Raw genomic sequence first — 20,258 nt, forward strand, 5'->3', positions numbered from 1 at the left:
CCACCGGCCCCGGCATTCCAGGCAGTTCCCGCAGTCCCGGCAGTCCCACACGAGAGGTGGACCACCTCATGCTCAGGCAGCATCAGCCGCTGTCGTACCCGTTCGAGTCGCTCGGCCTCGACCTCCACCCCCGCTACGCCGAGCTGCGCGAGCAGCCGCTGGCCCGGATCCGGCTGCCCTACGGTGACGGCGCCTGGCTGGTCACCCGTTACGAGGACGTGCGGACGGTGCTGGCCGACCCGCGCTTCAGCCTCGCCGAGGCGATGGGTCACGACCAGCCCCGGATGCGTCCGGTCGCCCGGAGCGGCGCCGGGCTGTTCTCCACCGAGCCGCCGGAGCACACCCGCTTGCGCTCGCTGGTGGCCAAGGAGTTCAGCGCCCGACGGGTCGAGCGGCTGCGCGTCCGGGCCCGGGAGCTGGCCGAGGAGCTGGTCGACGGTCTGCTCGCGGCCGGTCAACCGGCCGACCTGGTCGAGAACTTCGCGATCCCGATGCCGACCACCATCATCTGCGAGGTGCTCGGCATCCCCGCCGAGGACCACCGGATGCTCTGGCAGTGGGCGGAGACGGTGCTCTCCGCCGTCACCCCCGGCGAGGTGCTCGCCGTGGAGGGCCGGGCGTTCATCGAGTACATGGCCGGCGTGCTGGACCTGCGCGGTCGCGAGCCCGGCGAGGACCTGCTGACCGTGCTGGTCCGGGCCTGCCGCGAGCAGCGGCTGATCAGCGAGGACGAGCTGCTCTCGATCGCCTGTGACCTGCTGATCGCCGGTTTCGTCTCCACCACCAACCAGATCGGCAACTTCTTCCACCAGCTCCTGGTCAATCCCGAGGAGTTGCGCCGCCTCCGGGAGAAGCCCGAGCTGATCCCGAAGGCCGTCGAGGAACTGATGCGGTACGTGCCGCTGCTCACCGGCTTCAGCCTGCCCCGCTACGCCACGGCCGACGTCGAACTGGGCGGGGTGACGATCCGGGCCGGTGACGCGGTGATGATCGCCACCGCCGCGGCCAACCGCGACCCGGAGGTCTTCGAGGAGCCGGAACGCCTCGTCCTGGACCGCCAGGGCAATCCGCACCTCGGTTTCGGCCACGGCGTGCACTACTGCATCGGCGCCCATCTGGCCCGGCTGGAGCTCCAGGTGGCGATCGAGACGGTGCTGGAGCGGCTGCCCGGTCTGCGGCTGGCCGTCCCCGAGGACGAACTGCGCTGGAAGGCGGACGCGATGGTGAACGGCCTGCAGGCGCTCCCGATCGCCTGGTGAGCGACGACAGGCGCGCGACGGCGGCGCCGAACGGCAGGCGCAGCGGCAGCGGCAGCGGCAAACGCTATGGCAGCGGCAACAGCAGGCGCGACGGCAACAGCAGGCGCAACGGCAACGACAGCGCAACGGCACGACCATGAGGAAGGCCAGGGCATTGGCACGGCACACAGCGGCAGGGCGCCGACGAGAATCGATGATCATCGTGGGTGGCGGCCTCGGCGGCCTCTCCACCGGCTGCTACGCCCGGATGAACGGGTACCGCACCCAGGTCTTCGAGATGCACGAGATCCCCGGCGGCTCCTGCACCGGCTGGGACCGCGGCGACTTCACCTTCGACTGGTGCATCAGCTGGCTGCTCGGCAACGGCCCGGGCAACGAGATGTACCAGATCTGGCTGGAGCTCGGCGCCCTCCAGGGCAAGGAGATGCGGCACTTCGACGTGTTCAACATCGTCCGCGGCCGGGACGGCCGGGCGGTGCACTTCTACTCGGACCCCGACCGGCTGGAGGCCCATCTGCTGGGCATCTCGCCGGCCGACGCGGCGCCGGTCCGGGAGTTCTGCGACGGCATCCGGACGTTCCGCAAGGCGCTGGCGGTCTACCCGTTCCTCAAGCCGGTCGGGCTGATGGGCCGGATCGAGCGCTGGCGGATGCTGGCCTCGTTCCTCCCGTACTTCACCACCATCCGGAAGTCGATCACCGTCCTGATGACCGACTACTCGCAGCGGTTCCGCGACCCGCTGCTGCGCGAGGCGTTCAACTTCATCCTCTACGAGAAGCACCCGGCCTTCCCGGTGCTGCCCTTCTACTTCCAGCTCGCCTCGCACGCCAACCAGGCCGCCGGGGTGCCGGCGGGCGGTTCGCTCGGGCTGGCCCGTTCGATCGAGCAGCGCTACCGCGAGCTCGGCGGCGAGGTGATGTACAACGCCAAGGTCGAGGAGATCCTGGTCGAGGACGACCGGGCGGTGGGCGTCCGGCTGAGCGACGGGCGGGAGTTCCGCTCCGACATCGTGGTCTCCGCCGCCGACGGCCACACGACGGTGATGAAGCTGCTCAAGGGCCGCTACCTGAACGACACCTACCGCCGGCTCTACACCTCGCTGATCGACGAGCCGGGCCAGCTGTCGCCCGGCTACGTCTCGCTCTTCCTGGGCCTGCGCCGACCCTTCCCGGAGGGCGACCCGTGCACCACCTACCTCCTGGACGAGCGGCAGGCCGCCGAGCTCACCGGCATCCGCTGCCCGAGCATGAACGTGCAGTTCCGCACCCGGCACTACCCGGAGCTGGCGCCCCGGGAGTCCACCGTGGTGTTCGCCACCTACTTCTCCGAGATCGACCCCTGGCGGGAGCTGCACGACGGCCCGGAGCAGTCCTCCCGGGTGCGGCGAGGCGAGGAGCTGCACACCCTGCCGGTCAAGCACGGCCGCGAGTACACGGCGGCCAAGCGCAGGGTCCGCAACGGCATCGTCTCCTTCCTGGACGAGCGCTTCCCCGGCTTCAAGGGCGCCGTCGCGGTGGCGGACGTCTCGACCCCGCTCACCCAGGTCCGCTACACCGGCGTCTACGACGGCACCTTCCCGGGCTGGAACCCGTTCGTCGAGGGCAGCGAGACGGTGGAGCAGGAGATCAAGAAGAACGGTCCGGTGCTCCCCGGGCTCTCGGACTTCTACCTCTCCGGGGTCTGGGCCACCATCGGCGGCCTGATCCGGGCGGCCGCCGCCGGCCGGCACGTGATGCAGTTCATCTGCCGGGACGACGGGCGGGAGTTCCACGCCGAGATCGACCTGAGCGCGCCGCCGCCCACCCATCTGATCCTCCCCGTCGGCCGGCCGCCGAAGCAGCCGACCGGGCCGGTCGAGGAGATCCCGTCCACCACCACCGTTTCGACAGGGGCCCTGGCATGAAGATCGAGAAGTGGGTGGTCCGCGAGCACCTCGACGGGGTGCCGGACGTCAACCGGATCTACCGCAAGGTGGTCGAGGAGGTCGAGATCAGGCTCCGGCCGGACGAGATGCTCTTCCGGACCAGGTACGTCTCGGTCGACCCGTACCAGAACGGCCTCGCGCTGGAGACGCCGATCGGCCACCACATGGGCGGTGACTCGATCATGGAGGTGCTGGAGGCCGGTCCGGAGGCCGCCTTCCGGGTCGGCGACCTCGTCCAGGGCTTCGGCGGCTGGCGCAGCCACGTCGTCCACAACGGTGCCGAGGAGCTGTGGAAGACCGGCACCTTCCCGATGGTCTTCCCCGCCTACCGCCGGCTGGACCCGGCCCGGTACGACGAGCGGCTGCCGCTCTCCACGGCGCTCGGCATCATGGGCGCGCCCGGGATGACGGCCTGGGGCACGCTGACGAAGTTCCTGGAGGTCCGGCCCGGCGACACCGTGGTGATCAGCGGCGCGTCCGGCTCGATCGGCACCCTGGTGGGCCAGTTGGCCAGGCGCGCGGGCGCCGGCCGGGTGGTCGGCACCACCGCCTCGGCGGGCAAGGCCGCGTACCTGACGGAGCTCGGCTTCGACGAGGTGGTGCTCTACGACCAGGCGGACGACGCGGAGAAGGTCCGCGAGGCGCTGCTGCTCGCCGCCCCGGACGGCGTCGACCGCTACTTCGACAACCTCGGCGGCACCGTCACCGACGCGGTGTTCACCATGCTCAACGTGGACAGCCGGGTCGCGGTCTGCTGGCAGTGGGCGACGACGGTGAACGGGGAGCTGACCGGGCCCCGGCTGCTGCCGTACATCATGTTCCCGCGCACCACGATCCGTGGGATCTTCGCCCAGGAGTGGTTCGACGAGCCGCAGTTGGCGGCCATGCACGAGGACCTCGGCGGGCTGGTCCGGCGCGGTGAGATCCGCTACCACGAGACCGTCCACAAGGGCTTCGACGAGATCCCGAAGGCCTACCGGAGCCTCTACGTGGACCGGGAGGCGAACCGGGGCAAGGTGCTGGTCGAGGTGTGAGGGCTGCCGAGGGCGGCGCCCGGGGCGGCGCGAGCCGCCGGGGGGAGAGGGCGAGCCGCCCTCTCCCCCCGGGGGGTCACTCGTCGTCGAGGTCCAGGTCCAGGCCGCCGGCGTCGCTGCCGTCCGGGGTGCCGCTGATCGCGTACCCCTGGCGGCGCGCCTCGTAGCAGGCCACCGTCGCGGCGGCGGAGACGTTCAGCGAGCCGACCCGGCCCAGCTGGGGGACGAAGACCACCTGGTCGCAGAGCGCGAGCGCATCGGCGGTGATCCCGCGGTCCTCGTGGCCCAGCACGAAGGCCACCGCCGGGGTCAGCTCGGCGGCGAACATCGGCACCGCGTCGTCCGCCAGCTCCAGGCCGACCACCTTGAAGCCGTCCGCCTTGGCGGCGGCCACGGCCTCGGCGACGGTGGGGAAGTGCTCCACCTTGAGGTACTTGTCGGTGCCCATCGCGGCCTTCTGGGCACCGGAGGAGCGCACCGACGGGGTGTCGCCGGTGAGGTACAGCTTCTCGGCGCCCATCGCGGCACCGGTCCGGACGACCGAGCCGACATTGAACGGCGACTGGAGGTTCTCCAGGATCAGCGCGAGCCGGAACTCGTTGCTGCGCCGCCACTGGCGGTGCAGCCGCTTCAGTTCGGTCCCGCGGAGCTGCTTCACGACGTCGTACCTCGTCCACTCTCGGGGCCCGCGCCCTCCGGGCGGGGCCGCGCTTCAAGAATCCGGAACCCGTTGACCGACGTGACGCGGGTGGTCGGGTAGCCCTGGTCGTTCAGCCACTTCTGCAGCGAGTCCGAGCCCAGGTGCTTCTGGACCACCAGGAACGCCGAGCCGTCCGGGGTCAGCCGGCCGAGCCACTGGTGCAGCAGCCGGCGCAGTTCCGCCTTGCCGACCCGGATCGGCGGGTTGGAGTAGATCGCCGCGAACCGCTGGTCCTCGGGGACGTCCTCCGGCAGCGCCGCCTGCACGTTGCCGAGGCCCAGCGCCTCCGCGTTGAGCCGGACCAGCTCCAGCGCGCGGGTGTTCACGTCGACCGCCCAGACCGGCAGCCGCTTGCGCCTGGTCGCCCAGGTCAGCGCGATCGGGCCGTAGCCGCAGCCGATGTCCAGGATCGGGCCGCGCACCCGGGGCGGCGGCGCGTGCTCCAGCAGGATCCGGGTGCCCGGGTCGAGCCGGCTGCGGGAGAACACACCGGCGTCGGTGGTCAGTTCCAGGGTGACGTCCGGCAGGGTGACCGTGATCGGACGCCGCTCGCTGGCGACCTCGGGTGCACCGGTGAAGTAGTGCGAGCCGGACATGATTTCCCCGTCGTTCGTAAGGGCTTCGGGGCCACCGGGTGGGTGTGGGTAAGCCCTGCTGGTACGGCACTGATCGTACCCCCGGTGGCCGGGGCCCCGTTTTGCGCGCGGACTGCCGGGCAGGCGGGAGGCGGTCCGCGGCCTGCGGACCGGGACCGGACAACACGCCGAAGGCCCGGCGGCGCATCGCGTCGGAGCGGCCGCCGACGGATACTTCCAGTACCCCCAACGGGCCCCGTGGGAGCCTCCGAGCAGCAAGGACGGACGCCATGCCGCAGAATCACGAGGACTACCTGGACGAGGTCGCCGAGGCGGTGGAGCCGGACGACGAGGCCGGCGAGGGCGACGAGTACGACGAGCTGGCCGAGCGGCGGGCGCTCGGCGCCGATCCGGCCACCGAGGTCGCGGACGTCGCCGAGCAGAGCCGGGTGGTCGAGCTCGACGAGGACGAGTACCGGGAGTAGGCGGGTACCGGTAGCAGCCGGGCACCGGTAGCACCGGCGGCAGCCCGAGGACCGGCGCAGCCCGGGGCGGCGGAGCGTCGCCGCCCCGGCCTCAGGCGGTCACAGCGCGCCGCGCCGCTGCAGCCAGGCGAAGGCCGCCCAGCCCGGCAGCACCGGCAGCACCAGGGTCAGCAGGCGGTAGAGCGCGACGCCCGCCAGGGCGCCGCCCTCCTCCATCGACGCGGTGTGCTCCAGCAGCGTCACCAGCGCGCTGTCCACGGCGCCGGCCCCGCCCGGGGTCGGCGCCGCGTTGCCGACCGCGTTGCCGATCAGGAAGACCACCGCCACCGAGGCGAAGGCCGGCTCCCGGCCGACCGCCCGGACGCAGCAGTACAGGCAGGCGACCAGGCAGAGCGAGACCAGCAGCTGCCCGGTCACGCCGACGGCCAGCCGTCCGGGGCTGCGCAGCAGCTCCAGCAGCCGGGGCAGCACCTCGGAGGTCAGCGGCCGCAGCCGGGCGGCCAGCCAGCGGCGGGCCGGCGGCACGGCGGAGACCCCGGCCAGCAGCACCCCCGCCCCGGCCAGCCCGCTCACCACGGCGGGCAGCGCGTCCAGCTCGGAGCCGCCGGGTTCGAGGTCCAGCAGGTAGACGAAGGCGCCGAGCTGCAACAGGTGCAGGACGAGCCCGAAGAGCTGGCCCACGCCGACGCTGGACAGCGCCTGGGCGGTCGGGATGCCGGCCCGCTGGAGGAAGCGGGTGTTCAGGGCCACGCCGCCGACGCCGCCGGGCGAGACCAGCTTCACGAAGGAGCCGGCCAGCTGGGCGAGCACGGCGTTGCGGAAGTCCAGCCGCTCGGGGACGAAGCCGACGAAGCCCATCGCGGCGGTGAAGTGGCTGGCGGCCGCGGCCAGCACGGCGAGCGCGAGCCAGAGCGGGTCGGCGTCGCCCACGGCGGCGATCGGGTTCTGCTCGGAGGCGAACAGCTGGGGCAGCAGCAGCCACCCGGCGACCACGCCGCCGGCCACCGCCAGCAGGGTCCGGGGGCGCAGGCGCTCCACCTTCACCGCGCGGACGGGCGCCTGCGGCCGGGTCCGCAGGACTTCGGCGCGGATGGCGTCCAGCAGCTCACCGGGCGGCGGGGGAGCGGGCGGCACGGCGGTGGCGGTCGGCACGGCGGTGGCGTCGGCCGGGCCCGCACCGCTCCCGGTCCGGGCGGGCCCGGGGACTCCGGCGACCCGGGCGGCCTCGACGGCCCGGCGGTCCTCGCCGCCCCGGGCCCCGTCGCCCGCCGGGGCGAGGGCGGCGCAGTGGGCCCGGGCGGCCTGTTTGAGCGCGGTCCGGGTGGTGCGGGCGAGGGCGATCGGCTGCAGCAGCGGGAGGGCCGCGCCGACGACGTCCGGGCCGAGGACCGCCACCGCGGTGCGCACCGACCGCTCGGCGCCGACCCGCAGGGCGAGGGTGGTGAGCAGCTGGGCGATGTCGCAGCGCAGCACCAGCTCGCTCGCCGCGATGTCGCCGTCCGCGAGGTCCACCAGGTGCACCGCGCCGGCCCGGTCCACCAGGATCGAGGAGGGGACGAGGGCCCGGTGCGAGATCTCCCGCCGCTGGAGCAGGGCGAGCTGGGACCAGGCGTCGGTGAGCAGCCCGTCGGTCAGCTCCTCGCCGGCGAGCTGGTCCAGGGTGCGGCCGGGCAGGTACTCGTACGCGACCAGGGCGCTGTCGCGGCCCAGCCCGGCGGTGGCGGCGATCCGGCGGGTGCGGACGCCGGCGGCGACGGCGGCGTAGGAGACCAGGGCCTCGTGCTCCAGCCCGGTGCGCAGCGAGCGCAGCGCGCGGGGGTGCGGGGCGGTGCGCAGCCGCAGCCGGCGCCAGGCGCGCTGGACCAGTGCGGCGGTGACGGCCTGCCGGTCGAGCAGCTGGACGTCCAGGTCGGGGCGGCCGGCCTCCTGGCGGACCAGGTAGCGGTCGGGGCCGGCGGGGTGGGCGGCGAGGGGCCGCAGGCCCGCTTCGCGCAGGCTCTGCAGGAGCTGGGCGGGCCGGGGCCGGGGGTCGGGGGTGCCGACGGCGTAGAGGGTGCCGTGGGCGGCCGTCCAGCCGATCAGCAGGCCGAGCAGCAGGGCGGTCGGCGTGGCGTAGCCGGCGGCCAGCCCGGCGAGGGCGGAGACGGACAGGACGATCCGGGGGACCCGGTGCTCGCGGGCGGCGGAGGCGGTCATGAACGCGAGCACGGGGGCGAGGTAGCCGTAGACCGGTTCGGTGTGGGCGAGGAGGTGGCCCGGCAGCGGCTGGGTGATGGCGGCGACCAGTGAGGCGGGGGCGAGCTCGTCGACCCCGAGGTCCACGGCGAGGGAGGCGCCGTAGGCGAGGACGGCGGCCAGCAGGCCGTCGGAGAGGTGCTGGAGGATGCGCCGCCGCTCGGGCACGGCCGAGACCAGCCGGCGGACCGCCGACCAGACCGGTACCAGCAGCAGGGCGGCGGTGGAGAGCCCGCCCGCGATCCCGGCCAGCGGGCGCGGCACCAGCCGGGCGGCCTGGGCGACGTCGGCGGCGATGCCGCTGGTGGTGGCCCGGGCGTAGTCGGCGAGCAGCAGGGTCAGCGTGATCGCGGCGAGGCCGACGAGCAGCCGGATCAGGGCCACCGGCTGGCGGACCCGGCCGGTGGGTGCCGGTCCGGGGGTGCCGGTCCGGGGCGCCGGTATGTCCGGCGGGAGCTCGGAACCGGCCCGCCCGGGTGCGCCGGCCGGCCCGGGCCGGCCGTCCGCCCGGGCATCGCCGGTGTCGCTGTTCGTACTCCCCGCCGCGATCGCCACGGTTGGCATGCTCCCACGGCGGCCCGCCGGCCGGTGGGGGAACCCGGGCGGGGCGGGACCGGGCTCAGGCCTGCCGGGTCGGCAGGGCGACCAGGTGGCGGAGGTTGACGTGGCGGGGGCGGGTGACCGTGTAGGCGATCAGGTCGGCGATGTCCTCGGCGCTCATCGGCGGGATCGCGGCGAACATCCCGCCCAGCTGCTCGCGCAGCGCCGGGTTGTCGATGTGCGTGTCCAGTTCGGTGGCGGTCAGCCCGGGCTCGATGGCGCTGACCCGGACGTCGCGCGGGCCCAGCTCGGTGCGGAGCGCGTTGGAGAGCTGGGTGACGGCGGCCTTGGTGGCCCCGTACACGGCGTAGTCGGGGAAGACGATGTGCGAGGCGATCGAGGAGATGTTCACGAGGTCGGCGGTGCGGCCCTCGTCGCCGGCCGCGGTGAGGTCGGCGGTGAAGGCGCGGACGATCCGCAGCACGCCGGTGAGGTTGGTGTCGATCATGCGGGTCCACTCGTCGAGCCGGCCGTCGGCGAGGGGGTTGGGCAGCATCACGCCCGCGTTGTTGACGACCAGGTCGACCGCGCCGTACGCGTCGTGGACGGTCTTGACGGCGGCGTCCACCGAGGCCTGGTCGGTGAGGTCGGTGGTGACGGCGAGGGCCTGGCCGCCGGCCGCGACGATCTCGGCGGCCAGCGCGTCCAGCCGGTCCGTCCGGCGGGCCAGCAGGGCGACCCGGGCGCCGCCGGCGGCGAGCAGGCGGGCGGTGGCCTCGCCGATGCCGCTGGCGGCTCCGGTGACGACGGCGGTGCGGGTGGCGAGGGCGGCGTAGCTCATGAGGTCCTGCTTTCGTGATCCTTGCGGTCGGGCTGACGGGGACCACTCTGCGCGGGCTCGGGCGGGCCATCCAGGGCCGCGGATGTCCTGGGAAAGCGCTGCCGGGGAAGGGGTTTCCCAGGTGTGCGGTTCCTGGGAACGCCCGTACCACCCTCGCGCCGTGGAGCCGGGGCTACCCTGCGGGCATGGAGAACACCGTCGGGGACTTCCTCCGCTCGCGCCGGGCCCGGATCCAGCCCGAGGAGGTGGGCCTGCCCTCGCACGGCCGCCGCCGGGTGCAGGGCCTGCGCCGGGAGGAGGTCGCGCAGCTCGCCGGGGTCAGCGTCGACTACTACATCCGGCTGGAGCAGGGCCGGGGCGGCAGCGCCTCCGACGCGGTGCTGGCCGCGGTGGCCCGGGTGCTGCGGCTGGACGAGGTGGAGGCCGCCCACCTGCACGCGCTGGCCCGGCCGCCGCGCCCGGCGGGCCCGGTGCGCGGCGGGCGGCCGGTCCGGGAGGGCACCCGGCTGCTGCTGGACCTGATGGCCGGGGTGCCGGCCTTCGTCCTCGGCCGCCGGATGGACGTACTCGCCTGGAACGCCCTCGGCGACGCCGTCCAGGGCTTCTCCGCGAGCCCGCCGGAGCAGCGCAACGCCGCCCGGTACGCCTTCCTCGATCCGGCGGCGCGCGCGTTCTACCCGCAGTGGGACGCGGTCGCCGCCGAGACGGTGGCCGTTCTGCGCCTGGACGCCGGCCGGTACCCGGACGACGCCAGGCTGGCCGCACTGGTGGGTGAACTGTCCGTGCGCAGCGAGGAGTTCCGTCGGCTCTGGGCGGACCACCAGGTGAAGCAGAAGACCCACGGCGTCAAGCTGATCCACCATCCGCTGGTCGGCGAACTCGACTTCGGCTACGAGACCCTGGCCGTCAACGGTTCCCCCGACCAGGTGCTGGTCACCTACACCGCGCGGCCGGGCTCGCCGACCGCGCAGAAGCTCGCGATGCTGGCGAGCTGGACGGCCCCGGAGGCGCCGGTCGTCGCGGAGTGAGCCCGCGCCGGCCGGGCCGGGCTGCGCCGGGGCGTCGAGCCGGGGCACCCGGGCGTGTCTTGGAGGTCCGGCCGGGGCGGCCGTCACTACTCTGCGTGCATGAGCGCCTGCGAAGACCTCACCGCGGCACCCCAGGACATCACGCCCCTGCCGCCCACCGACGGCTGCGCCGACTGCCTGGCCGCGGGTCGCCGGGACTGGGTGCACCTGCGGCTCTGCCTGGACTGCGGTCACATCGGCTGCTGCGACTTCTCGCCGCAGAAGCACGCCACCGCGCACTTCCACAACAGCTCGCACCCGGTGATCCGCTCGTACGAGCCGGGGGAGGACTGGCGCTGGTGCTTCGTCCACGAGGTCATGGGCTGAGCCGCCCTGCCCCGGGCCCCGTTCGGACCCCGGGCCCGACGTCTCCGGCCGCGGGGAGGTGTAACCCGGCTGAATTCCGGACATAACGCCCGTGCGGCCTCCCGGTCGACGTCCCCGTGGCCGGTGACCGCCGAAGGGAGGTCGACGATGACCAAGCGAACACCGGGCAGTACCGACAAGCTCCGCCGGGGCACCCAGGACCTGCTGGAGCGCCGGGGCATGGCGATGAGCCCCAAGCCGATGCCCCCGAAGCTCGGCACCCGTGCCGCACGGGCCTCCGGCGTCGGCGCCGGGTCCGGTGGCGCCTTCCGGCACGGCGGCCAGGACGCCGGGACGGCGGCCATGCACTCCGCCCCCGCGATGCACGCCGAACTCAAGGGCCACCGCCACCGCGGCGCGGAGAAGCACTCCGCGCACTGAAGGGGACGCACTGAGAAGGTGCGCTGAGCAGACGTACCGAGCAGGTCGCCCTTCGTCAGGGGGCGGGCGCCGATCGCGGCGCCCGCCCCCTGACGTGCGCCCGGGAGCACCCCGGGGGCGTCTCGGGGTCGGCTCCGGGGCGGTTGGGGGTCCGTCCCGGATGGGCGGTGCGCCCGGCTCCCACAAGACTCGTTCCCGGACAGAGCACCACCCGCCGGACGAGCCACAGTTGGAGAGCAAGCAGATGAAGACCCCCGTGCGCGACCGCCGTTGGACCACCTTCGCGATCTCCGGCGTACTCCTGGCGGCCGGGGTCGCGGGCATCGCGACCCCGGCGCTGGCGGACGACCGCCCGGCGGGCGGCGCGGGTTCGGCCGCCGTCGCCGTCCGGCTGGCCGGACGGCCGGACGGCGCGGCGCTGGCGCGGACGCTCGCCGACCTGCCGAGCGGGGGCATCACCGGCGCGCTGGTCCGGGTCGGCGGCCGGGGCGGCCAGTGGTCCGGTACGGCGGGGGACGGGGTGACGGCGGACGCCCGGTTCCGGATCGGCAGCATCTCCAAGGTGTTCACCGCCACCGTCGTCCTCCAACTCGCCGCCGAGCGCCGGCTCGACCTGGACGGCACCGTCCAGCAGTACCTGCCGGGGCTGCTGCCGGCGTCCTTCCCGCCGGTCACCGTGGGCCAGTTGCTCGACCACACCAGCGGGCTGCCGGGCGGCGGTGCCCTGACCTCCGGGGACGGCACGGAGAGCTGGTTCGCCGCGCACAAGGCCGACTCCTGGACGCCCGCCCAGGTGGTGGCGGACGCCGTCACGCAGCCGATGGGCTTCGCGCCGGGCACCGCGCAGCAGTACAACGGCATCAACACCTTCATCGCCGGGATGCTGGTCGAGAAGGTCACCGGCCGGTCCTTCGCCCGGGAGGTGCAGAGCAGGATCGCCCGCCCGCTCGGCCTGCGCGACACCGTCGTCCCGGACCGCGACGACCTCGCCCTGCCCGGCCCGCACGCGCCGGCCTCGGTGGACGTCACCGGCCCGGACGGCGTCCGGCGGCGGGTGGACGTGACCGAGCAGAGCCCCTGGCCGTGGGCGGAGGGCGGCATGATCTCCTCCGCCGCCGACCTGGACCGGTTCATGACGGCGCTGCTGCGCGGCCGGCTGCTGCCGCCCGCCCAGCAGGCCGAGCTGTTCGACGTGCCGGACGTGCCCAACCAGCGCAACAAGAACTGCGAGACCGGTCCGACCGCCGGCCACGCCTGCTTCAGCAAGGGCCTGATGAGCGTCACCCTGCCCAACGGCACCCAGGTCTGGGGCAAGAGCGGCTCCCGGCCGGGCTACACCAACGGTGTCTTCGCCACCAAGGACCTCAGTCGCAAGGTGGTCTACTCGATCAACCCGACCGGCCTCTCCGGTGCCGAGTTCCCGAAGATGTGGCAGATCGTCACCACCTCCTTCGACTCGGGCCAGGAGTACCCCGAGGCCGGCTGACCGGGGGCTCCGGCCGATCCGGCAGCCCCCGGCGAGCGCGCGGCCGGCCGAGCCGCCCGGTTGTCGGTGCCCTGCGGTACGTTCCTCGTGATCACTGGCGGGGCTAGGACACGGGGGCGCGCGCGATGGCCGACCTGATGACGGACGAGCCGGTCGAGCTCCAGCTGGAGCGGTACCGGAGGGAGTTGACCGGCTACTGCTACCGGATGCTCGGCTCGGTCTTCGAGGCCGAGGACGCGGTGCAGGAGACGATGGTCCGCGCCTGGCGCGGCCACCAGGGGTTCGAGGGCCGGGCGGCGCTGCGCTCCTGGCTGTACCGGATCGCCACCAACGTCTGCCTGGACGCGCTGAACGGCCGCAACGGCCGGGCCCGGCCGATGGATCTGGCCGGGCCGTCCACGGTGGCCACCGCCACCGAGGCCCAGTTGCCCGAGGTGACGTGGATCGGGCCGGCGCCGGACGGCCGGATCCTGCCCGAGACGGGGGATCCGGCCGACGTCGCCGCCCAGCGGGACTCCGTGCGGCTGGCGTTCGTGGCCGTGCTGCAGCGGCTCGCGCCCCGGCAGCGGGCGGTGCTGATCCTGCGGGAGGTGCTGGGCTGGAAGGCGGCCGAGGTCGCCGAGCTGCTCGGGGTCACCGTCGCCTCCGTCAACAGCGCGCTCCAGCGGGCCCGGGCGGTGCTCGCGGCGGACCCTTCGGCCACCCGCCCGGCGCCCGCGCTGGACGACGACCACCGCGCGCTGCTGGCCCGCTACGTCAGTGCCTTCGAGGCGTACGACATGGACGGGCTGGCCGCGCTGCTGCACGAGGACGTCACGCTCAACATGCCGCCGTACGAGCTGTGGCTGACGGGGCTCGCCGACATCCGGGAGTGGATGCTCGGCCCGGGCCACGGTTGCCGGGGCTCGCGGCTCGTTCCGGTGGAGGCCAACGGCAGCCCGGCGTTCGGGCAGTACCGGCCGAGCCCGGCGGGCGGGCACGAGCCGTGGGCGCTGATCGTGCTGGAGGTGTCAGCGGGCCGGATCACCGGCCTCACCAACTTCCTGGACACCGACACCCTCTTCCCGCTCTTCGGCCTCCCGCCCCGGCTGGACGGCTAGCACCTCCTCGACGGGCAGGGCGCCGGCCAGGCCGGTGAACGCGAGCAGCTCCCGCAGGGGGCTGCTCGCGTTCTTCAGGACGACCCGTACGCCGTGGCGCCCGGCCGCGAGCCGGAGCCGGGCGAGGGCGTCGACGACGGCCAGGTCGGGGTCGGTGAGGGCGCCGACGTCGCAGGTCAGTGCCGGACCGGTGGGGGGCTTCCGGCGCGGGTTCGGGCCGGAGTTCACAGGCGTGTTCATGCGGGGCAGACCGCTCCGGCGGCCCCGGCTCATCGGCCCGCGGCGAAGTTCGCGCAGAAGACCCCGGCGGAGCGCGCGGGGAGGGCCTCGGAGGAGCCCTGCGGGGAGGGCCTCGGAGAAGTTCTCGAAGAACCTTCCGGTGGAGCGATGAGTTTCGCGGCCGGCCCCGGTCCACCCATGTGAAAGCACCGCACCGCACCGCACACCACGGAGGACGCACCATGACCGAGAACCTCGGCGAGCTGACCATCACCCGCGAGCTGCCCGCCGCCCCGGCGTTCGTCTTCCGGGCGTACACCGAGCCCGAGCAGTTCGTCCGCTTCTGGGGCCCGGTCGGCACCCACGTCCCGCTGGACACGGTGACCATCGAGCCGGAGGTCGGCGGGCGCTACGACAGCACGATGGTCATCGAGGCCACCGGGGACCGCTACCCGGTCACGGGCGAGATCACCGACATCCGGCCGGGCGAGCTGCTGGCCTTCAAGGAGGACAGCGTCGGGCTGCGCTCCACCCTGACCCTGACGGACCTCGGTGACGGCCGGACCAGGGCCGTGCTGCACCAGACCGAGGTGCCGTCGATGTACTGCGGCCCGGAGGCCGAGGCCGGCCTCAACTCCAGCTTCGACCGGCTGGTCGAGCACCTCCTGGGCCAGGCCTGACCGGCCGTCCCGGGCTGCTCCGGTCTGCCCTGCTCCGGACTGCTCCGGACTGCTCCGGGCAGCTCCGGAGGGCTCCGGAGGGCCCGGGCCCGGGGCGGGTGGCAGAGTGGGGGCCCAGAGATCCCCGTGCCGTAGGAGGCCCGCTGTGTCGGCTGAGCCGTTGAAGTCCCGCGAAGAGTGGCTGGCCTCGCTGCCGCGGATCTACGCGGCCGCGGGCTGCGTGCTGCGGGACGAGTCCGGCCGGATCCTGATCGTGAAGGCCGGGTACCGGGAGCACTGGCAGTTCCCCGGCGGCACGATCGACCTCGGCGAGGGTCCGGTCGAGTGCGCCGCGCGGGAGCTGACCGAGGAGACCGGGATCGTCCGTCCGGCCGGCGAGCTGCTCGCCATCTCCTGGACCCACCCGTCCGGCGAACTCGACCACCCGGCCGAGCACTTCCTGTTCGACTTCGGCACCGTCCCGGACGGCACCCCCGTGACCGTCCCGGCCGGCGAGCTGGACGACCACCGCTGGGCGACCGACCAGGAGGCGCTCGAACTCCTCGGCCCGGCGCGTTCGTTGCGGCTCCGGGCGGCGATGGAGGCGGCCGCCGACGGGCGGGTGCGGATCATCTCCACCCACGTGTCGGGCTTCTGAGCGGTCGTGGGCCCCGGCGGGCCGGGGCCCACACCGGCGGGTTCACACCGGCGGGTTCACACCGGCGGGTTCACTCCGGCGTGGCGGCGCTCGCCGCGATGAAGGCCGCCACGGCCTCCGAGGTGAACGTCTCGACCTCGGCCTTGTCCACGCCGAGGTCGGCCAGCGGGCCGGTGCCGTTCGCCTGCTCCAGCAGTGCCAGCAGGATGTGCTCGGTGCCGACGTAGTTGTGGCCCAGCTTGAGCGCCTCCCGGAAGGTCAGCTCCAGCACCTTCTTGCCCTCGGTGTCGTACGGGACGAGCCCGGGCACCTCCTCGACGGCGGCCGGCAGCGCGGGGGCCGAGGCCTCCCGGACGGCCTCCGGGGTGATGCCCTGGGCGGCCAGCGCCTTGACGGCCAGGCCCTCCGGCTCGACGAGCAGGCCGAGCAGGAGGTGCACGGTGCCGATCTCGGCGTTCCCGGCCGTGCGGGCCTCCTCCTGGGAGGCCATCACGACGTGCCGGGCCCGGGGGGTGAAGCGGCTGAAGCCCTGGCTCGGGTCGAGGTCGCCGGGCGCGCCCGGGTCCTTGGGGACGAAGCGCTTCTGGGCGGCCTGCTTGCTGACGCCCATGCTGCGGCCGATGTCCGTCCAGGACGCGCCGGAGCGGCGGGCCTGGTCGACGAAGTGGCCGATGAGGTGGTCGGCCAGCTCGCCGAGGGCGTCGGCGGCGATGACCGCGTCGGAGAGCTGGTCGAGCGCGTCGGTGTGGACCTTCTTGATCGCGTCGATCAGGTCGTCGAGGCGCATGGGAGTGGTCTTGGGGACAACGGGATTCTCCATGCGTCAACCGTAGGTTGTCGACCCGAGGATCGTCAACCATCGGTTGACGATGGTGCGAGTTGTGTCTCCGGGGGCCCGCGCGGGCCTGCCCTCAGACGGTCTTCTCCCAGACGTACGCGGCCGAGACCGGGTGGCTGCGGTACTTCTCCCACGTGGGCTTCAGTGCGATCCAGGCGTCGTCCACGACCGCCTCGGCCATCTCGACCAGCCGCCAGCCGGCCGCCAGCCCGGCGGTCAGGTGGTCGGAGACCAGGTGGACGTGGGTGGTGATGGCGATGTCGTCCCCGGCGGTGCTGGTGAAGTGGGTCGGCATGCCGGCCGCCATGATGAAGTACGGGTGCAGGCCGACCAGGACGCAGCGGCCGCCCGGGCGGGCCAGCCGGAAGGCCTCGCGGTAGAGCGGGCCGAGGTCGGCCAGGTGCTCGTCGATCAGCGAGGAGATCACCAGGTCGTAGCCGCCGCCCGGCAGCCCGGTGGCGGCGACGTCGGCCTCGGTGAGGCTGTCGTGGACGGCCTTGCCCTCGGCGACCGCCAGCATCTCGGGGGTGAGGTCCACCCCGTCCAGGACCAGGCCGGCGGCGGCCTTCCCGCGCAGCCAGGTGCCCGTGCGGCCGGTGCCGCAGCCGAGGTCGGCCGCGCGCGTCACCGCCGCCCAGTCGGGGGCCGCGAGCCGGTCCAGCACGGCGAGGTCCATGGCGTCCTCGACCGTTCTCTCGTACGTCCCGACCCACTGGGCGTAGCCGGTACGGACGTCCACGGTCGGGTAGTTGCGCGTGTCGAAGTCGGAGAAGTCCACCATTGCGCGAGTATCTCCGCCGGGGCCGAACGGCCGCGAACGATTTACCGTGCCCGGTCGGGGCGCCGCCCCGGCGGGCCCTCAGAGGGACAGCTTGAACCCGTCGTGGCTGCGCGCGAACCCGAGCGAGGCGTAGAACCGGTGCGCCTCGGTGCGGCGCTTGTTGCTGGTGAGCTGGACGAGGGTGCAGCCGCGCGCGCGGGCCCGCGCGACGGCCCGGGTGAGCAGCTCGCGCCCGAGACCGGCGCCCCGGCGGTCCGCGCGCACCCGGACGGCCTCGACCAGCGCGCGCTCCTCGCCGTGCCGGCCGAGGCCGGGGATGTAGGTGAGCTGGAGGCAGCCGAGCACGGTGCCGGCACCGTCGTCGAGCACCAGCAACTCGTTGCGGGCGTCCTCGTCCACGGCGGCGAAGGCGCGGGCGTAGGCTTCGTCGACCTGGACGGTGGCGGGGTCGGTCACCCCGTCCTCGTCGGTGAGCAGCGCGATGACGGCGGGCAGGTCCTGGCGGGTCGCGGTACGGAGGATCACGCCCGGAGTCTGCCAGACCCGGCGGGGCCGACCCTGGGAGGGGCATGCGCATAGTCACGCTGCCGGAGACCGCGGTGCCGGGTGAACTCAAGCTCCAGGTCGCCGAGTTGCAGGACCAGGCCTGGCCCGGTCCACCGGCGCCGTCCATCGCGCCGGTGCACGACCCGGCGCTGCGCCCGGTGTCGATGCTGCTGCTGGACGGCGCGCGGGTGGTCGCGGCGCTCGACCTGCTCTCCAAGCGGCTGGAGCACGCCGGGCGGACGTACGCGGCCTGCGGGTTGAGCGCCGTGGTCACCGACCGGGCGCAGCGCGGCCGCGGGTACGGGCGCCGGCTGGTGGCGGCCGCGCGTGGCGTCGTCGCGGAGGGCGGCGCGGACCTCGGGCTCTTCACCTGCGACCGCGTGCTCCAGCACTTCTACGAGGGCGCCGGCTGGGAGCGGCTGCCGGGCGCGGTGCTGGTCGGCGGGACGCCCCGACTGCCGTTCCCCAGCGACCAGGAGGGCTTCGACAAGGTGACCATGGCCGGCTTCTTCACGGAGCGGGCCCGCCGGCACCGCGCGGACTTCGCGGGCAGCCGGATCGCCCTTCATCCGGGCGAGATCGACCGGCTCTGGTAGCCGGGTCGCCCGGGGCGCTCCGGACCCGGCGGCCGGTCGGTGGGTGCGGCGCCGGCCGGTCGGTGCCGTGCGGTCAGGGTCGGCCGGTCGGTTCCGTGCGGCCAGTGCCGTGCGGTCAGCGGCGGGTGACGGACTGTCCGGCGGTCGGCCGGGAGCCCAGCAGGCGGGCGCGGACGGCGGCGAGGTCCGCCGGGTCGACACCGGCGGCGAGCAGGTGGCCGACCGGGTCGAAGCCGTCCAGGGTGGCGTGGAGGGCGGCCTCGGCGGTGGTGCCGGCCTCGGCGAGCACCGCGTCGATTCGGCGGTACTGGTCCGGCAGGCCGAGCATGCCGTACAGCGGGCGGACGTTGGCCGTGCTGAGCAGGTAGTCGGCGACGATCTCGGACGGCTCGACGCCCGCGAGGGCGAGCAGCAGCAGGGCGGCCAGGCCGGTGCGGTCACGGCCGGCGCCGCAGTGCACGACCAGCCCGCCGGGCCCGGCGCCCGCGACGGTGGCGATGAGTTCGGCGGTGGCGCGCGGGCAGTGGTCGAGGTAGGGGCGCAGTGCGAGCGGGGTGCCGTCCAGTCGTCCGTAGGTCTCCCACCAGGCGGGTCCGGCGAGTTCGTCCAGCGGGACGCGGATCAGCTCGATGCCGTCGGGGAGCGGGAGGAGCGGCCGGTACTCCTCGATGTTGCGCAGGTCGACGACGGTGCGTATGCCGTGGTCGAGGAGGTCGTCCCAGCCCTCGGCGGTGAGGCGGTCGAGGTTGTCGGCGCGGACGATCGCGCGGTGGGCGGTGCGGGTGCCGTCGACGGTGCGCAGGCCGCCGAGGTCGCGGACGTTGAGGCAGCCGTCCCAAGCCAGCGTGCGGTCCTCGGTGGTGGTCAGCGCGTGCGTCCGGCTCATCAGGCTCCCCGTTTCTCACCGGGGGCCCGTTACCCCCTCGTTATATGAGGACTCCCGGGTCGACCCGATGGTTCCTCGGCTGTGCGACCGGCCGTCAGCAGGGAGCCGGGTGGGGTGGGTCCAGGTGGTGCGGGTTCGGGCGGTGGTGCGGGTGCTGCGGGGATTCAGGTCCTGCGGGTGGTGCGAGGGGGTGTCCTCAGCGGCCGGTGGGCTCGGCGGCCTCGGTGCGGACCAGCTTCTCCATCGGGTCGGCGGCACGGTGGCCGAGCACCGATCCGGCGACGAGCGCGCCGACCAGGAACACGGTGGACAGCCAGGCCATGGTCGACACCGGCAGGGTGAAGGCGCCGACCACCCGGGCCGCGCACTCGGTCAGCAGGGCGGTGCCCCAGATGCCCGAGAACAGTCGCTCGTAGCGGCGGAAGGAGCGCGAGCGGGCCGCCCGGCCGTCGGCCAGCCGCTGCCAGGCGGCGGAGCGGGCCTGGTCGCCCTTGGTCAGGAAGGGCATCAGCATCGGGGACATCATCGGCCGGCCGAGCACGGTGGAGACCAGGATCGCCAGCGCGAGGGTGCCGCTGAGGGCGCCGTCCTTGGCGAGCATCAGCCGCGCGTCGCCGGTGACGGTGGTGAGTGCCAGGCCGACCGCGTTCACGCCGAGCATCATCGAGGCCCACAGGTTGAGCTTCCGCTCGCGGACCAGGCCGACGACCGTCCGCCCGGCCGGGACGACGCCGCTCCAGGCGAGGGCGGCGAACTCGCTCATCCCGAAGGCGGAGTGCAGCAGGTAGTAGCCGGCCAGCGGGGCGGCGACGTCCAGGGCGAGCGGGCGGAGCGTGGCGGCGAGCGGGTTCGGGGCCTTGGTGCCGGCGGCCCCGGCGGTGGCCGTTCCCGCGGTGACGGCGGCGGTGGAAGCGGCAGGGGTGCTGAGGATCTGGCTCATGGTGGGTTCCTCCCCGGACTGGTGCTCGGCCCGCGGGCCGGTGCCCGCGTCGTGCCTCCAGTCTCCCGAGCCGACCCTCCGTCAGAGCAGTGTCGTCCGTTGCGGGATCCGCATGACAGTTGTCACGGCGCACGCCGTGACA

The 20,258-nt window shown here is 74.0% G+C and carries 23 protein-coding genes; 13 read left to right on the plus strand and 10 right to left on the minus strand.

Features of this window, described 5'->3' with window-relative positions; genetic code table 11:
- Positions 1-68: 68 nt before the first annotated feature.
- The 4 genes from ACWDRR_RS27505 to ACWDRR_RS27520 are packed head-to-tail and all read left to right on the plus strand — an operon-like array spanning position 69 to position 4,217.
- Positions 69-1,259, plus strand: a complete 1,191-nt coding sequence (locus tag ACWDRR_RS27505) for a cytochrome P450 (protein WP_449774912.1) — start codon at positions 69-71, stop codon at positions 1,257-1,259.
- A complete protein-coding gene (locus ACWDRR_RS27510; RefSeq protein WP_449774913.1) occupies positions 1,256-1,399 on the plus strand; it encodes a hypothetical protein in 144 nt (47 codons plus the stop codon). The genes ACWDRR_RS27505 and ACWDRR_RS27510 overlap by 4 nt, the downstream gene beginning before the upstream one ends.
- Positions 1,400-1,452: 53 nt before the next feature.
- Positions 1,453-3,162: a phytoene desaturase family protein gene (locus tag ACWDRR_RS27515; protein WP_449774914.1), complete on the plus strand. Its 1,710-nt coding sequence runs from the start codon at positions 1,453-1,455 to the stop codon at positions 3,160-3,162.
- Positions 3,159-4,217 carry an MDR family NADP-dependent oxidoreductase gene (locus tag ACWDRR_RS27520; RefSeq protein ID WP_449774915.1) on the plus strand — a complete coding sequence of 353 codons (1,059 nt, stop codon included), beginning with the start codon at positions 3,159-3,161 and terminating at the stop codon, positions 4,215-4,217. Before ACWDRR_RS27515 ends, ACWDRR_RS27520 begins: the two co-directional genes overlap by 4 nt.
- Positions 4,218-4,293: 76 nt before the next feature.
- Here ACWDRR_RS27520 and ACWDRR_RS27525 read toward each other — a convergent pair whose 3' ends face one another.
- Both ACWDRR_RS27525 and ACWDRR_RS27530 read right to left on the minus strand, forming a co-directional pair.
- Positions 4,294-4,875, minus strand: a complete 582-nt coding sequence (locus ACWDRR_RS27525) for a TrmH family RNA methyltransferase (RefSeq protein WP_449774916.1) — start codon at positions 4,873-4,875, stop codon at positions 4,294-4,296.
- Positions 4,872-5,513 carry a class I SAM-dependent methyltransferase gene (locus ACWDRR_RS27530; protein WP_449774917.1) on the minus strand — a complete coding sequence of 214 codons (642 nt, stop codon included), beginning with the start codon at positions 5,511-5,513 and terminating at the stop codon, positions 4,872-4,874. The genes ACWDRR_RS27525 and ACWDRR_RS27530 overlap by 4 nt, the downstream gene beginning before the upstream one ends.
- A gap of 269 nt (positions 5,514-5,782) precedes the next feature.
- Here ACWDRR_RS27530 and ACWDRR_RS27535 point away from each other — a divergent pair, with 269 nt between their 5' ends.
- On the plus strand, positions 5,783-5,977 hold the full coding sequence (locus tag ACWDRR_RS27535; protein WP_449774918.1) for a hypothetical protein: 195 nt from the start codon (positions 5,783-5,785) through the stop codon (positions 5,975-5,977).
- Between the two features lie 99 nt (positions 5,978-6,076).
- On the opposite strand, the gene ACWDRR_RS27540 is transcribed toward ACWDRR_RS27535, so the two are convergent.
- The gene (locus ACWDRR_RS27540; RefSeq protein WP_449774919.1) at positions 6,077-8,767 is read right to left on the minus strand and encodes a lysylphosphatidylglycerol synthase domain-containing protein; all 2,691 of its coding nucleotides are present in this window, start codon (positions 8,765-8,767) and stop codon (positions 6,077-6,079) included.
- Positions 8,768-8,831: 64 nt separating this feature from the next.
- Positions 8,832-9,593 carry an SDR family oxidoreductase gene (locus ACWDRR_RS27545; RefSeq protein WP_449774920.1) on the minus strand — a complete coding sequence of 254 codons (762 nt, stop codon included), beginning with the start codon at positions 9,591-9,593 and terminating at the stop codon, positions 8,832-8,834.
- A 185-nt stretch (positions 9,594-9,778) separates the two neighbouring features.
- Between ACWDRR_RS27545 and ACWDRR_RS27550 the strand changes: the two genes are divergently transcribed.
- The 5 genes from ACWDRR_RS27550 to ACWDRR_RS27570 all read left to right on the plus strand — a co-directional run bounded on the left by ACWDRR_RS27550 (position 9,779) and on the right by ACWDRR_RS27570 (position 13,993).
- On the plus strand, positions 9,779-10,621 hold the full coding sequence (locus tag ACWDRR_RS27550) for a helix-turn-helix transcriptional regulator (protein ID WP_449774921.1): 843 nt from the start codon (positions 9,779-9,781) through the stop codon (positions 10,619-10,621).
- A gap of 99 nt (positions 10,622-10,720) precedes the next feature.
- The gene (locus tag ACWDRR_RS27555) at positions 10,721-10,987 is read left to right on the plus strand and encodes a UBP-type zinc finger domain-containing protein (protein WP_449774922.1); all 267 of its coding nucleotides are present in this window, start codon (positions 10,721-10,723) and stop codon (positions 10,985-10,987) included.
- Between the two features lie 147 nt (positions 10,988-11,134).
- Positions 11,135-11,407 carry a hypothetical protein gene (locus ACWDRR_RS27560; RefSeq protein ID WP_449774923.1) on the plus strand — a complete coding sequence of 91 codons (273 nt, stop codon included), beginning with the start codon at positions 11,135-11,137 and terminating at the stop codon, positions 11,405-11,407.
- Positions 11,408-11,651: 244 nt separating this feature from the next.
- Positions 11,652-12,893: a serine hydrolase domain-containing protein gene (locus ACWDRR_RS27565; RefSeq protein ID WP_449774924.1), complete on the plus strand. Its 1,242-nt coding sequence runs from the start codon at positions 11,652-11,654 to the stop codon at positions 12,891-12,893.
- A 125-nt stretch (positions 12,894-13,018) separates the two neighbouring features.
- Complete coding sequence (locus ACWDRR_RS27570) at positions 13,019-13,993, plus strand: sigma-70 family RNA polymerase sigma factor (protein WP_449774925.1); 975 nt, start codon at positions 13,019-13,021, stop codon at positions 13,991-13,993.
- Here the strand turns inward: ACWDRR_RS27570 and ACWDRR_RS27575 are convergent.
- Positions 13,904-14,233, minus strand: coding sequence for an STAS domain-containing protein (locus ACWDRR_RS27575; RefSeq protein WP_449774926.1), 330 nt, complete (start codon positions 14,231-14,233; stop codon positions 13,904-13,906). The two genes, ACWDRR_RS27570 and ACWDRR_RS27575, sit on opposite strands and share 90 nt — an antisense overlap.
- 221 nt (positions 14,234-14,454) lie before the next feature.
- Here ACWDRR_RS27575 and ACWDRR_RS27580 point away from each other — a divergent pair, with 221 nt between their 5' ends.
- Together ACWDRR_RS27580 and ACWDRR_RS27585 are read left to right on the plus strand one after the other, a co-directional pair.
- Positions 14,455-14,892 carry an SRPBCC family protein gene (locus ACWDRR_RS27580; protein WP_449774927.1) on the plus strand — a complete coding sequence of 146 codons (438 nt, stop codon included), beginning with the start codon at positions 14,455-14,457 and terminating at the stop codon, positions 14,890-14,892.
- Positions 14,893-15,037: 145 nt separating this feature from the next.
- The gene (locus tag ACWDRR_RS27585; protein WP_449774928.1) at positions 15,038-15,529 is read left to right on the plus strand and encodes an NUDIX domain-containing protein; all 492 of its coding nucleotides are present in this window, start codon (positions 15,038-15,040) and stop codon (positions 15,527-15,529) included.
- Positions 15,530-15,599: 70 nt separating this feature from the next.
- On the opposite strand, the gene ACWDRR_RS27590 is transcribed toward ACWDRR_RS27585, so the two are convergent.
- The 3 genes from ACWDRR_RS27590 to ACWDRR_RS27600 form a co-directional block, all read right to left on the minus strand.
- Complete coding sequence (locus ACWDRR_RS27590) at positions 15,600-16,349, minus strand: Clp protease N-terminal domain-containing protein (protein ID WP_449774929.1); 750 nt, start codon at positions 16,347-16,349, stop codon at positions 15,600-15,602.
- 91 nt (positions 16,350-16,440) lie between these two features.
- Positions 16,441-17,148, minus strand: a complete 708-nt coding sequence (locus ACWDRR_RS27595; RefSeq protein WP_449774930.1) for a class I SAM-dependent DNA methyltransferase — start codon at positions 17,146-17,148, stop codon at positions 16,441-16,443.
- A gap of 78 nt (positions 17,149-17,226) precedes the next feature.
- A complete protein-coding gene (locus ACWDRR_RS27600; protein ID WP_449774931.1) occupies positions 17,227-17,673 on the minus strand; it encodes an N-acetyltransferase family protein in 447 nt (148 codons plus the stop codon).
- Between the two features lie 44 nt (positions 17,674-17,717).
- On the opposite strand from ACWDRR_RS27600, the gene ACWDRR_RS27605 reads away from it, so the two are divergent.
- On the plus strand, positions 17,718-18,290 hold the full coding sequence (locus ACWDRR_RS27605; RefSeq protein ID WP_449774932.1) for a GNAT family N-acetyltransferase: 573 nt from the start codon (positions 17,718-17,720) through the stop codon (positions 18,288-18,290).
- Positions 18,291-18,405: 115 nt separating this feature from the next.
- Here ACWDRR_RS27605 and ACWDRR_RS27610 read toward each other — a convergent pair whose 3' ends face one another.
- Both ACWDRR_RS27610 and ACWDRR_RS27615 read right to left on the minus strand, forming a co-directional pair.
- A complete protein-coding gene (locus ACWDRR_RS27610; protein ID WP_449774933.1) occupies positions 18,406-19,176 on the minus strand; it encodes a tyrosine-protein phosphatase in 771 nt (256 codons plus the stop codon).
- A 196-nt stretch (positions 19,177-19,372) separates the two neighbouring features.
- Positions 19,373-20,116, minus strand: a complete 744-nt coding sequence (locus ACWDRR_RS27615) for a VC0807 family protein (protein ID WP_449774934.1) — start codon at positions 20,114-20,116, stop codon at positions 19,373-19,375.
- Positions 20,117-20,258: the final 142 nt, after the last annotated feature.

The organism is Kitasatospora sp. NPDC003701, from assembly GCF_053587085.1.